This is a genomic window from Roseibium sp. LAB1 (assembly GCF_054658235.1).
The window spans coordinates 1,527,265-1,540,183 of the sequence record NZ_BAAGIB010000002.1; the positions used below are offsets into that span (position 1 = coordinate 1,527,265).

The 12,919-nt window shown below is 58.8% G+C and carries 12 protein-coding genes and 1 tRNA gene; 1 reads left to right on the forward strand and 12 read right to left on the reverse strand.

Going from position 1 to position 12,919, the window contains the following annotated elements:
• Position 1: 1 nt before the first annotated feature.
• The 4 genes from ACYQ54_RS16995 to ACYQ54_RS17010 form a co-directional block, all read right to left on the reverse strand.
• Complete coding sequence (locus ACYQ54_RS16995) at positions 2–1,060, reverse strand: ABC transporter ATP-binding protein (RefSeq protein ID WP_460084345.1); 1,059 nt, start codon at positions 1,058–1,060, stop codon at positions 2–4.
• Entirely contained in the window at positions 1,060–1,887 is an 828-nt protein-coding gene (locus tag ACYQ54_RS17000) for an ABC transporter permease subunit (RefSeq protein WP_460084348.1), read from the reverse strand. Before ACYQ54_RS17000 ends, ACYQ54_RS16995 begins: the two co-directional genes overlap by 1 nt.
• 12 nt (positions 1,888–1,899) lie before the next feature.
• On the reverse strand, positions 1,900–3,207 hold the full coding sequence (locus tag ACYQ54_RS17005; RefSeq protein WP_460084351.1) for a carbohydrate ABC transporter permease: 1,308 nt from the start codon (positions 3,205–3,207) through the stop codon (positions 1,900–1,902).
• Between the two features lie 65 nt (positions 3,208–3,272).
• Positions 3,273–4,643 (reverse strand): ABC transporter substrate-binding protein, encoded by a 1,371-nt coding sequence (locus ACYQ54_RS17010; protein ID WP_460084354.1) that lies wholly within the window; start codon positions 4,641–4,643, stop codon positions 3,273–3,275.
• A gap of 345 nt (positions 4,644–4,988) precedes the next feature.
• On the opposite strand from ACYQ54_RS17010, the gene ACYQ54_RS17015 reads away from it, so the two are divergent.
• Positions 4,989–5,366 carry an HAD hydrolase family protein gene (locus ACYQ54_RS17015; RefSeq protein ID WP_460084856.1) on the forward strand — a complete coding sequence of 126 codons (378 nt, stop codon included), beginning with the start codon at positions 4,989–4,991 and terminating at the stop codon, positions 5,364–5,366.
• Positions 5,367–5,457: 91 nt separating this feature from the next.
• Here ACYQ54_RS17015 and ACYQ54_RS17020 read toward each other — a convergent pair whose 3' ends face one another.
• The 8 genes from ACYQ54_RS17020 to ACYQ54_RS17055 all read right to left on the reverse strand — a co-directional run bounded on the left by ACYQ54_RS17020 (position 5,458) and on the right by ACYQ54_RS17055 (position 12,612).
• Positions 5,458–7,017: a hypothetical protein gene (locus ACYQ54_RS17020; RefSeq protein ID WP_460084356.1), complete on the reverse strand. Its 1,560-nt coding sequence runs from the start codon at positions 7,015–7,017 to the stop codon at positions 5,458–5,460.
• Positions 7,018–7,103: 86 nt separating this feature from the next.
• Positions 7,104–7,862, reverse strand: a complete 759-nt coding sequence (locus ACYQ54_RS17025; protein WP_460084359.1) for a glycosyltransferase family 2 protein — start codon at positions 7,860–7,862, stop codon at positions 7,104–7,106.
• Positions 7,862–9,334 carry a hypothetical protein gene (locus ACYQ54_RS17030; RefSeq protein ID WP_460084362.1) on the reverse strand — a complete coding sequence of 491 codons (1,473 nt, stop codon included), beginning with the start codon at positions 9,332–9,334 and terminating at the stop codon, positions 7,862–7,864. The genes ACYQ54_RS17025 and ACYQ54_RS17030 overlap by 1 nt, the downstream gene beginning before the upstream one ends.
• The gene (locus ACYQ54_RS17035; RefSeq protein WP_460084364.1) at positions 9,331–10,278 is read right to left on the reverse strand and encodes a lysylphosphatidylglycerol synthase domain-containing protein; all 948 of its coding nucleotides are present in this window, start codon (positions 10,276–10,278) and stop codon (positions 9,331–9,333) included. The genes ACYQ54_RS17030 and ACYQ54_RS17035 overlap by 4 nt, the downstream gene beginning before the upstream one ends.
• 1 nt (position 10,279) lies before the next feature.
• Entirely contained in the window at positions 10,280–11,068 is a 789-nt protein-coding gene (locus ACYQ54_RS17040) for a glycosyltransferase family 2 protein (RefSeq protein WP_460084367.1), read from the reverse strand.
• An 8-nt stretch (positions 11,069–11,076) separates the two neighbouring features.
• Positions 11,077–11,541: a GtrA family protein gene (locus ACYQ54_RS17045; RefSeq protein ID WP_460084369.1), complete on the reverse strand. Its 465-nt coding sequence runs from the start codon at positions 11,539–11,541 to the stop codon at positions 11,077–11,079.
• Positions 11,542–11,991: 450 nt separating this feature from the next.
• Positions 11,992–12,067 (reverse strand) — tRNA-Ala (locus tag ACYQ54_RS17050).
• A gap of 152 nt (positions 12,068–12,219) precedes the next feature.
• Positions 12,220–12,612, reverse strand: coding sequence for a TIGR02300 family protein (locus ACYQ54_RS17055; protein WP_460084372.1), 393 nt, complete (start codon positions 12,610–12,612; stop codon positions 12,220–12,222).
• Positions 12,613–12,919 lie beyond the last annotated feature (307 nt).

Here is a 12,919-nt window from a genome sequence, read left to right on the forward strand (position 1 = left end):
ATCAGAGCCTGCCCCCATCGGGACCGAAGGCAAGAATGCGGTCTTCCGCGATGCCCCAGGTGACCTCATCGCCCAGCTTGTGGTTGCCGCCATGCGGCTGGATCGACCGCAGCACGGCACCGTTTTCCAGGGTGACGTCGTATAGCTCCTCCCGACCCTGGATCTCGACGAAGCTGACCTTTCCGGTCACCTTCAGCGGGTGGTCGGGCTGGAAAAATTCCGGCCGGATGCCGAGACGCATCGGCGCGCCCTGGCCGGGTGCGGCAATACCTGACGGGATCGGCAGTTTGACCTTTGAGTTTGCCAGGCGGAAACTGCCGTCTTCCGTTGCCCCGTCCAGAAACGCGATCGGCGGATTACCCAGGAAGCCGGCGACGAAATCCGACGAGGGGTTGTCATACATTTCCGACGGGCTGGACAGTTGGACGATCTCGCCCTTCTTCATGATCGCGATCCGGTCGCACATGGACATGGCTTCGACCTGATCGTGGGTGACAAGCACTGCGGTGATGCCGGTTTCCTGCTGAATGCGCCGGATCTCGGAGCGCATCTCGAGGCGCAGTTTTGCGTCGAGGTTCGCCAGCGGTTCATCAAGCAGCAGAATGTCCGGCTCGCGCACCAGCGCCCGTGCCAGGGCGACGCGCTGCTGCTGCCCGCCGGAAAGCTGCACGGGGCGACGTGCCATCAACTCCCCGATCTGGACGAGCCTGGCGATCTCTTCAACCTTGCGGTCGATATCCGCCTTGTTTTCCCGGCGTACCTTCAACGGAAAGGCAATGTTCTCGTAAACGGTCATGTGCGGATAGAGCGCGTAGTTCTGGAAAACCACGCCGACGTTACGCTGCTGCGAAGGCACCGTGGTGACATCCCGCTCTCCGAACAGAAGCCGGCCGCCATCCATGCGGTGAATGCCGCACACGGCAAACAGCGTCGTGGATTTGCCGCAGCCGGAAGGCCCGAGCAGAGCCAGCATCTCGCCGCTGTCGATCGTCAGGGACATGTTGTCGATGACGGTGGTTTCACCAAATGTCTTGGTGAAGTTTTCAAGTGCGATACGCATCAGCCTTTCGTGCCTCCGCCATAGATGTTCATGAGTTTGCGGTTGAAAACCACATAGATGAAGATGACCGGGAGCGCGTAGAACAGCCCGATGGACTTGAAGAGATTGAAGTCCGGCTTACGGTCGTCCGCGATGATGTTCTGGAGATAGGTCGCCAGCACCTGCGAGGCGCCGCTGGGGGCCAGAACCTGCGGCAGGATGAATTCCTTCCAGGCTTCCAGGAACGAAAACAGCGCCAGCGCGGCGATGCCTGGCTGGACCTGCGGCAGGACCAGCTTCCACCACACGGTAAAGCGGCTGGCGCCGTCGGTGATCCCCGCCATTTCGATTTCCCAGGGCACCGTGTCGTAAAAGCCCTTCATGATCCAGATCCCGAGCGGCAGCTCCAGGGCCGTCTTCACCAGGATCACGCCGATGAGCGTGTTGTAGAGCCCACTCATCTGCAGCATCAGGAAGATGGCGATGATAAGGGTCACCGTCGGGAAGGCATGCAGGGTCAGGACACCGCCGAGGAAGAACTTGCGGAACGGCATGTTCAACCGGGACAAGGCGTAGCCTGCGGTCAGCGATACCATCACGACGATCAGACTGGTGGACCCGGCAAAGAGGAAGGTGTTGGCCGTGACCGGCCAAACGCTTACCCGGCCGGTTTCCGGCGTTTCGAACAGGAATTTCCAGTGTTCGAGGGTGAAGCTGTCCGGCAGGAGTGATCCCGCCGTGGTGTCGGTGAACGTGTCCACCACCAGGTAGAAATACATCAGCACCAGTGGCAGCGACAGAATGCTGAGCAGTACCAGGACGGGCCAGACGCGGAAGTTGGGTCTCATGTCCGTCTCTCCCTATTGCTCGATACGCGGCTTGGCCACGAGCTCGTTGAAGTTGAAGAGGCGCAGATAGATCAGCGATGCGGCAATTCCGATGACCACCAGGACCATCGCCAATGCGGCTCCAAGGCCGTATTGCAGGACGCCGCCATAATTGTTCAGCGCCGTGTGGAAGGTGTAGAGCGCCCACACTTCGGTCGCCTTGCCCGGCCCGCCATCCGTCGACAGGTAGATGTAGTCGAAGGATGTCAGCAGCGAGAGCGTCTGGTAGGCGGTGGTGAACAGGATCGGCCATCTGAGCTGCGGCAGGATGATGTAGCGGATCTGCTGGAGACGGTTGGCACCATCCACTTCACTTGCATGGAGCATTGTTTCCGGGATGGCCTTGATGGCGCTGGAAAACAGGATCATGCCCAGCGAAGCCCCGACGAACCCGTTGATGAGGATGACCACGACCCAGGCATTGATGTCCGAATGCAGCATCCAGTTTCGCGGCGGCACGCCGAAATTGGCCAGAAAACTGGACAGGAAACCGGTGTCCCAGGCCATCCATTTCCACATCATCACATAAATGACGGGCGGCAGGATGCGCGGCAGGAACCAGATTGTCCGGAACGTGGTTGCGGCGGCTGCAGGCAGGTAAAAGGTCGTGACAGCCAGGAACAGGCCGAACCCGATGTTGAACGACAGCGTCAGCGATACATAGATCAGCGTGTTGCCGGCAGCCCGAAGCGAGGATGGCAGCGAAGCGATCAGGCTGTAGTTTTCCGTTGTCCAGACCCAGCCGGTGTAGGCGGTCTTGGCCAACTGGTCGGTTTCGCTTTCCGGAAGGCCCAGATCAAGCTCGCCAATGCCTGACAGAAAGGCTTCTTCCGTTTCGAACCGCGTGTTGAGGATCGAGCGCTTGAAAAGGTCTGCGGCTTTCTTCAGATCGCGCGTCGAGCGCGGACGTTCCTTCAGGCGCTTCAACTCGCGCTCCAGATCACGCCGGCCGGCGAAACTCTTGCCGGACAAACTGGCTTCGATCTCTTGTGCAAAGGCCTTGCCGTAATCGGCTTCGACGGCAGCCAGACCGGCGGCGTCGATCTTGTAGGTGTCTTCGGCCAGGCGGTCGGCCGTGGCTTCCGGGAAACCCTTGTCCTTGAGCATCCGGATCGTGCGTTCCGTAACTTCATAGGCGCCGCCGGAGGAAATGCCTGTGCCGGAACTCATGCTTGTGAAGGAAAACATCATTGTCAGCGCGACCGGCGCCAGGAACAGAAACACAATGATGAAGAGCGCCGGGGCCATGAACCCCAGCCCGAGCAGGTGCGCGCGTCGCATCTTATCCCCTTGGAATGTGAGCCGGGCGGCGAACCGCCCGGCAAGGCAGATGGAGGATGGATGGCTTAGCGGACGATCAGGTCGTCGCCGAGCACGGCGTTCATTTCCGCTTCCACTTCGGCAACCGCATCAGCCGGAGACTTCGTACCCGTCCAGGCCGTTTCCAGCCCCTTGAACATGATCTCGGAGAACTTGCCGTAGTTGGGGTTGTTCGGCTGCGCATTGGCATGCGGCAGCAGTCGGCGGGTCGCTTCGGCCGCCCAACGGTCGTTGGCGTAAAGCTCGATGTTGGACTGCTCGCGCGCAATGCCCAGGTGCGCAGACTTGATGGCATGCAGCGTGTTGATGCGCGGTTCGGACGCGATCTTGATCAGCTGTGCGGCGATCTCGATATCGTCTTCATCATCCTGCTTGGTGAGCAGATAGGCCAGAGGATGGGTGATGGTGTTGGCGCGGCCATTTTCATTGCCTGCCGGAATGAGCGAGAACTGGATGTTGCCGAAGAAATCGTCCAGACCTTCCTTTCCGGTATAGCGGGCATAGTGCCAGGTGCCGCCGTGCCACAGGGCTGCCTTGCCGGATGCCACTTCCGCATACCACTGGTCCCACTCGGTGCCGATGTGGTTCTTGCGAGTCACCTTCGCTTCAACCGCATCCACGAAGAACTGGTAGAACTCGGTCATCGCCTGCTTGTCGAGGACCAGCTTGCCGGTTTCCTTGTCCATCAGTTCGCCGCCGAAGGACTGGTAGAACTGGGCGTAGTCCGGGCCGTTGGAAACCCGCGGATAGAAGCCGTAGCCCTCTTCTACGATTTCCATGTCGACGGCTTTCTTGGCATCTTCCAGAACGTTCTGGAGCGTGTATTCGCCAGCTTCGACCTTGGCGGGAAGTGCGTCGATCTCTTCGTCCGTGTAACCGATCTTCTTCATGGTCTCGCGCCAGAAGAAGAACGGACGGCTTTCGGCATCCTGCGGAAGACCGTAGACGACACCGTTGTAGGTCGTGATATCGAGCAGGTTTTCGTAGATGTTGTTGATCGGCCAGGTGTCCATGTCGACATAATCCTCGACAGGGACGATCAGACCGGACTGGCTCCAGGGAGCGATATCCAGGTGGCTGGTTACAACAATGTTCGGGGCGCTGCCGGCTTCAGCGGCCAGGGTCACGGCCTGCTTGAATTCCTCCCAACCGGCAAAGTCACGCTTCTTTTCGACAGTGATGTTCAGGTCCTCACCAGCAATCGCATATTCGCGCGACAGGATGTCCGCCGCCATCTCGATGGCATCGAGACGGTAGACGTCGCTGTCGTTGGAACCGCCTGCCCAGACGGTGATAGTGAGGTCTTTTGCCAGGGCGTCTCCGGCAAAGGCCGCGGTTATGAGAGCCAGGACGGCAGCCGCTGTGGACTGGCGCAGTTTGGAAACGAGAATGCTCATCGTATTTCGCCTGCTGTCTGTGTTGCGACACCTCCCTCCCGGAAGTGCCATGGGGAAAGAATAAACATGTTTTGCACACGTGTGCAAAGCGGGTTCTAGCGGGCGGGTATTACGGGCATGTGACAGCCTTGCGGAAATTCGACGCCGGGTTATCCGGCTAAGCGCGTTTCAATTGGAGTTTAAAGGCAGATCACGACGGTGGGACGACACCAAGACAACAACCGAGTGATCATGGGATATCCCGCTTTACTCTGCCTTGATGATTTTTGGGTATAGCAACACCTCGAAAAGCAATTTCATGACCTTCCGGCTTCTGCGGAGCCGGACCAGCCGGGAGTTGAACCCATAAAGCGCCTCGTTATCGATTTGGACGGAACCCTGACCCTGGCGGACACGTCCGACTACCGGAACGTCTCACCGAACCTGCCCCTCGTCGAGAAGCTGCGGGAGTACAAGGAACAGGGCTTCGAGATCGTGATCCAGACCGCACGAAACATGCGGACCCACGAGAACAACGTCGGCAAGATCACGGCACACACCGTGCCGATCATCATCGAATGGCTGCAGAAGCACGACATTCCTTATGACGAGATCTTTGTCGGCAAGCCCTGGTGCGGGCACGAAGGATTTTATATCGACGACCGCGCCATCCGGCCGGACGAATTCGTCCGCATGTCAAAACCGGAAATCGATGCCCTGCTCGACAACGCACCGAAAAGCTGAAAGCAAAATCCCGCGCCTTTGAGGACGCGGGATTTCTACTTTCCGGTATGTCCGTCTGGCTTGCACTGCCATTCGACCTTCGGTCGGGCGATTAGCGCTTTTTCCTGTACACGGTCCAGAAAGGACTGCTGATTTTTTCTTCGAAGTTTTCACGGACATAGGGCTCGTAGATTTTCCAAAGGCCTTCACCGGCCGGATCACCCTTCCCTACGATCACGAATTCTGCGTCGGAAAAGAATTTTTCTTCCGGGATGTAGACCTCTTCAGAAAACGTCCGTCCGTCCTGAAACCAGATCGGAACCTTGGCCGGAGACGGCTTCATCAGAAGAGTGGGAAACGGATTGGCAAAATTAAGCGCCAAAACCGGGCCCGCCTCGGGCTGGTCCGCACCTGCGTCCCTGAGCAGGGTGAGGCCATCCAGCATGCGTTTATAGTCTACGGTAACCGTTTTCTCCGGAAGGGCGAACCACTTCGGATGAATGACGAAGCCGGCTAGTCCAGTATTTGTTAGCTTTTCATCAGCCGAATAGTTCTTGCCCTGTAGGTACTGGGCCACCATCGTACCGCCGTCGCGAACCGGATAGACGAGTGCCACTGCCACGGTCAACACCGAGAGAATACCGAATGTAAGCGGTGACGCCGGCTTGTTTGCCTGATCATAGCCAGAAGTTATTTTGCGAAATAGACCGCTCCACTCCGCGGCGACGATCGGGAGCATCGCATAGATCGGGCTTTCAGACACCCAGTGGTTCTGCATGAGGATGACGCTGGCCATAGCTGCCGCTATGAAAATCAGCAGAACCGGGGTAACCCGCTTCCGCGCTGCCCCACTTTCGCACAAGACGAGATAAAGCAAGACACTGCCAATTGACCAAACGGCAGCCTCGCCGAGCTGCGTGATCAGCTTGATGATGCGACCGGCCTCTTTGGCAAAAACCGATACTGTCTTGATGTCAGCGAGGTTCGCACTGACTTGACCAGTGGCAAATTCCGCTGCGGCCATGGTCACAGCAATACCCAGAAGAACAGTTATCGCGTGTTTGATCGAAACGTTCCGAAAAATCGATGCAGCGACCAGCAAGCCGACCAGCGCGGCCCCGAACGTGACCTTGACCAAGCAGACAACGGCTATCGCAACGCCAAGAACAAACGCCTCGGGAAATCCTCTGCGGCTAGGTGGACAGCAAAAAGCCACCGTCACGACAGCGGTCAGACCTGCCGCCCAACGATTATAAGGAGCAAGCCAGCTCATGCTGGTCTGCGCGAAGATCGTGTCCGGTTCGCGCGGTGTCACGATGGTTGCGACCGCAATCAGCAACACGAGACCGAGAGCACCCAATGTCAATTGCCGTCCAAGGGCAAGGACGGCCAGCAGCAAAACGCCAACGGCGAAAATGGCATTCGCCAGCGGGATCGTTTTGGCACTAAGATGTTGCAAGGCAACGGCAATCCGGAAGACCCAATCGTACACCGGACCGATCGGGCTGAAATAGTCGACGCTCGAGGCCTGCCCGTATGCAGACTTGTTTGCCGTGTCGAAGGCCGTCCAGAGATCGTGCAAGTAGCGTTCGTGATCGAAGAACAAGTGCGGCAGCGTGGCGCTGACGGCGATCAGTCCGACGGCGCCCGAAAGGCAGAGCAGCCCGACCAAGCCGGACGCGTAGTCCTTGCGCAGGTACCAGACCGCAACGAGCGCCGGAAACAGCAGGATGGAAAAGGCATATGTAGAAAGCGCAATCATCTGGCAATTGCCCACTTTGCTGCGGAAGGCGGCGGTGAGGCGATGAAGGCCTCAAGTTGCTCCGGCGTGCCGAGCATGCCGACATCCTCGAACGCCAACTGGCTGATGGAGACATCGGCCCCGTCAGCGATGATCCGGTTGTACATCGGTGCGATATAGCGCTCGCCCTTCTCCTCTCCGCTTTCACGGAAGAAACGGGCATAGACGTCCCGGTAGCGGGCGACGCTGTCGAACCAGTAAAGGCCGACGGTCGCATGATCGGAAATGCGTTCCTTCTCGCGCAGCTCCACCACGCGGCCGTCCGCATCGGTGCGTGCGAAGGACCAGCCGTTGCCCGGTCCGGGAAAACACGGTACATGCCCGGCGCAAACCGCGGGGTCAGCCGGTTTCATCGCGCCAGGTGCCACATAGGTGTCGATGTTGAAGATGGCGAGCGGCTGGTTTTCCGATGCAGTGGCGACCAGTTCCAGAGCCGTTGTCGCCTGGCCGTCGGTCAACTCGTCAAGCTGGACGATACCGTCGACCTGAATGCCAAGCGCCTTGCAGCGGGCTGTCAGGAAATCCGGTGCGTTCAGTCCGCTGCGCACGGCGAAACGGAACGACCAGCCGGCCTCGCGGTAAGCTTCCAGAGAGAGCATGGACCAGTCGAACAAGGGCCGTCCGAGCGCCTCAATTTCATATTTCGGCCGGTCGTATCCGGCCTTGGTGAAACGGCTGCCGAGACCGGCCATGGTAATCGCTACTACGCCGCTCATCAGTTGGCCTTTCTCTGCCGTTTCCGTCCGCTTTCGAGCTGGTCGAGGATCGAGGCCGCGATCAGTGCAAAGCCGACGAGCTTGTCGGGGTGGTCGGTATGAAGTGGCAGCATCGACAGGAACAGCGAGAGTTCGATCGCGCGCACGTTGGCTATGTCCAGGCCTTCCGCCTCCAGCCTGTCGCAGAAAAGCCTCTCGGCCCAGTGCGCTGGCGGGGCAATCGTCCACTCGAGTTCCAGCTTCTGGTCCTTGTTCAGATAGACACGGAACAGGCCGTTGTTGACATAATCGTAGCTGCCCAGAATGGAGTGACTGATCTTGGCGACATCATAGAGCGGATGCATCATTGCATCGTCTGCGGACAAGGCACCACGCGGATCGATCAGACGCATCAGCCCGATTCGCCTGTCGAACAGGATGTTGGAAAAACACGGATCACCGTGTGAAAATACCAGTTGATCCGTCGTGGCGACCGCCTTGCGAATGAAGGGACGTGCCTGCTCAAGCATGTCGGGCAAACCGCCGCGCGGCCCGGCCGTTTCCAGGATCTGGTTGGTCTGCCTGCCGCGCCCGGTTTCCAGAAACGACCCAAGCCGCGTGTCCAGTTTTGCCAATATCTGGCTTTCCGCCCGGGTCCTGTCCTTCTTGCCCGGTGTCCTGGCGTTCAGATAATTGAAGATCTGATCGAGCAGGACCTTGAAATCACCTTCCGTGAACGAGTGATGCACCCATTGCAGCGCCGCATCCGGTATCGCCAGATGCTCCATCTTGTAGCCGGCCTGCTTGCCATCCTCCCAGAACCCGAAGGTTGGCAGCAGAAACCGCTGCAGTTCCGGCGATGCGGCGTGGAAGAAGCCGTGTTCGGCACGCATTTTTGCAATGTCGGTGGACTGCTTGTGAAAAACGTTATCTTCCGCGCGGGCGGAATTGAAATGCCGAAGCTCGGTCGCACCGGACAGGAACAGCATCAGGTTGCGCGGTTCGCGGATATCGATGAAGCGGGCGTGATCCGTGATGATCTCGGTACGGTCGCGCAACGACAGCAGCAAAAGCCGCCGGGCCTCGGGCGTTTCCGCGCACAGCAGAGAGGCCGCTTCAGTATGGAACAGGACCGCAACCGCCTCGTCGTCGATGACCGGGCTGGCCAGCATCGTCTTCAAGGCATATCCGGCTTTCCGGACCAGCACAGAAAAGCCTTCCGGATCGAGCGGCGGCAGGCAGAGCGGCACGCGCAGATAGATTGCCGCGTCGCCCCGGTCGCGAATGCGGTCGGCAAGCTCCACGCCGCTTTCCGGCGACGTCAGGTGCTCGACTGATTCCGCCCCGGCCTCAAGGGACATGGCGGTCAGTTCCTTCGCCAGGGTCTGGCGGCGGCGCATGATGTCGGAAAACCTGACTTCGCCAAGCGCGGCCCGCACGCTTTCGGCCGGCGGATCCCTGTCGTCGAGGATTACGGAAAGCGCTTTTGTCATAAAACACCGGTCCTGTTCTGGGCGCGCAGCGGTTCATTGCGCACGCGCGGCAGGTAAATCCACATGGCAAGCGGCCAGACCAGCGCAAGGGACAGAAGACACAGGCTGCTCCACATGCCGACGGCCCCCTGGAAGCTGGCGACAGGCCCTTCGAACACCCGTTCAGCCAAGAGCACGATCCCGCTGGTTCCCACAAAGTCGGCGGAGGTGAAGGCAAGAACTGTCGCAGCGAGTGCTTCCAGTGCCCAGATCACCATGGACATGACCAGCAGCACCGGTCCTTGCACGCGAAACAGATCGGCCCCGCGTGTCGTGATCTGGCGCAGTCCGTCGAGCTGACCGAGATGCCTCAACGAATTCGGGTTCCGGTGGTTCAGAACCACGTAATGCTGCACGGCCTGCAAGATGCCCGGCCCCAGCACAAAGACGACAAGCCCGGCCACGACGGCAAGGCTGGTTACTGCCAACAGTACCATCGGGCCGGTGGCCAAAGGGCCGTGATAGGCATAAACGATGACGAGAAGAACCAGGATCATCAATCCATCGAAAAAGCGCTCCAAGAGGATGATGATCAGTGCACCGGGAAAGCTTTTGCCCAGATACCAGAGCTGGTGCAGCCTCAGGATCTCACCGAGCTTGAACGGAATGATAAGGGCGCCCGGACTGGTGACAAGGTGCAGAAGTGCGCTGGAGCGACCGGAAATGCCGAGCAGCCGCGAGGCCATGATCGCGAGGCGGACGGCGCGCACGCAGTGAGAGCCAAGATAAATGCCGCCCGCAAGAACCAGCGCCTGCCAGGGTTTGCCGGCAAGCTCACCCAGCCCATCCTTCAACAACCACCAGACGACGAGGCAGAACGGTATGAACAGCACCGCATAGTGCAAGGCAAGACCTGCGGGCAGCCTGACCTGCCGGGACCGGGATGATGTCCGCAGAAGACGCATTTCAGGCGATCCGTGTCGAGGGATAGGCGGCACGCGATGTCTGCCGGTGATCGGCGGCAAAAAATGCCGACGGCCTGAACAGACGGAAGCCGACGATGCGCAACAGCTGGACCCCCATCTTGCTGAGCTTGGCATTGGATATCTGGTCGTCTTCACGCCAGGTCAGCGGAAAGAACGCCAGCCGGAAGCGGTTTCTGACAACACCCAGGATCAGGTAATAATTGAACGTCAAGTCGTCGGCATATTTCAGGTGAAAACCGGACTTGAAGGCCTCCACCCGGAACAGGTTCAACCCGGAGCCGAGGTCGAAGAGACGCTGACCGCTGATTGCCGAGAAGATCAGGTTGAAGGCGTGGTTGGCCGCCGTGCGCAGCAACGAATAGCCTTCCAGTTTCGAGCCCTTCATGAAACGCGCACCCATCAGGAAATCGAGATCCTTGTGGCGGCCGGCCGCAATATGCGGCACCAGGTCGGCGATCGACCCCTGATCGTCGCCATGCAGCACGACCAGATAATCGTAGCCGTTTTCCATCGCGAAATTGATCGCAACCTTGTGCGATCCGCCAAGACCGTAGTTGTCGTCATTGTGCAGCAGGGCCGTTTCGGCATAGCCGAGCTTCGCCAGTCCGGCCTGCGCGGCTTCACGCGTGCCGTCCGTCGACCGGTTGTCGACACACAGGACGCCATCGACAACTGACTGCACGTCCGGCGCTTCGAGCTGTTTCAGCACGCGCGGGATCTGCGCTTCGCAGTTGTAGCAGGGAATGAAAACAAGAACCCGGCCAGTCATGGGCCACCTCAATCCGACGTGCGGTGTTCGAGCAGAAACCGCATGAAAAAGAAATTCGCGACAAGGGTGAAAGGCGTGACCAGCATCTTGGCCGTGACACCGCACAAGGTCACCGGTTTCAGACCAAAACCGGCGACGAAGGCTGCGCCGCCGACGGCTTCCAGAAGCGACATCAGGGCCCAGCTGAGACCGGCGGTCAGAGCCGAGGCCGCGGTCACCGCAACAACCTGCCATATCCAGTAGAACGCCAGCAATGTTGCCGTCGATCTGTTCTCGGCCTTTTCGAAAATATGCTTGCCAGCGACGAAGAAAACGAAGGTCACCCCGCAGAATGCGCCGATGAAATTTGCCCAGAACACGGGCAGACCGCTCTGCGTCAGCGTGGCCATGGTCAGGAAATCGAGACACCAGCCGATCCCGGAGATCAGGGCAAAACCCGAGAAGCGCTTTGCAATCGCGTTATAACGGTTCAAGGAAGGTAACCCTGACTTCTGTTTGCCGTCGCGTTCAGCAACGATAGATGCGCTCCCGGCGTCCTTCATGCAGTCACCGTCAGCGCCCGCTGGAATGACGGTCTATCCATATGCTGAAATTGCGCCCGGCCGGCATCGGAAAAACCTGTTCACATCCTGAAAACAAAGAAGCCGTTTCCGTCGAACTTTTTGACCGAAACGACCCTATCTCATGCCGGGAAACCCTAACGATGAATTGTTTCAATGCCGTTAATCGGCGAATCTGACAATGGATCGGCCTATCGAACCGGTGGCCGGAGCAACGGTGGCGCGCATTTTCACCGGTTCGGGAATGCCGTCGACACGGCGGAGCCACCATCAGACGGCAAAAGCGCACGGGGGGACGAACGCACACGGAGCAAGGCTCTGTGTGATCGGTTCAAAATTCGAATTTTCGGAAAAAGAGTGGAATGGTGGAGCCAAGGGGAATCGAACCCCTGACCTCTACAATGCCATTGTAGCGCTCTCCCAACTGAGCTATGGCCCCATTTTCCATATGTGAGCCGGTTTGGGTGTCCGGCGTCGATGGAGGCGGGTTATAGTCACACCTCCACACAAGATCAAGCAGAAAATATCAGGATCTTTCCTGCCGCTTGTGGAAAAGACCGGACAGGCAGAAAAGCCTGTCCGGACAATGTCTTAGCGATCCGGATCTTCGTCGATTTCGACGCGGATGCCCGGAACGGATTCTTCGTCTTCGTCCTCATCGTCGATGAAGACGTCGTCGTCGGTACTTTCGTCTTCTTCGAGATCGACGTCCGCATCTTCCAGATCCGGCACATCATCGTCGCCGCCTTCCGCTTCCGCGTCGGCTTCTTCCAAGGTTACGATTTCCGGCGCCGCGACGTCGTCCTCGTCCTCATCGTCTTCCGGCGTCTCTTCAACCTTCGCAGCCTTCGCGGCACGTGAGGTCATGACCGCCTCGAAGACCGTCCCGCATTTGGGGCAGGAAATCGGGGACCGGTTGAGATCGTAGTATTTGGCGCCGCAGCTCGGGCAAAGCCGCTTTGTGCCAAGTTCAGGTTTTGCCACTGTGCTCACCCTTCTTCGTTATGTAATCGACTTGAATTCGTGGGCCGCCCCATAGCGTCAAGCCGTTCCGGTGTCAAAGGCAAATCAATCGAAAAACATTCTTCGGATTATTGTTCTGCACGTTGTGGCTCAAATTTCAAGCGCCTGACCACGTTACCCACACGACCTGCAGGCCGGCACCGGTTTGAATCCGCTTGCCGATCGGCCGATGCCGGGAAATCTTGCGAAGTTCGGATTCGGGCGGTCTCAACGGATGACGCAGGCGCATCCACATGATAGGACGTGTCACCTTTTGACAACCGATCCA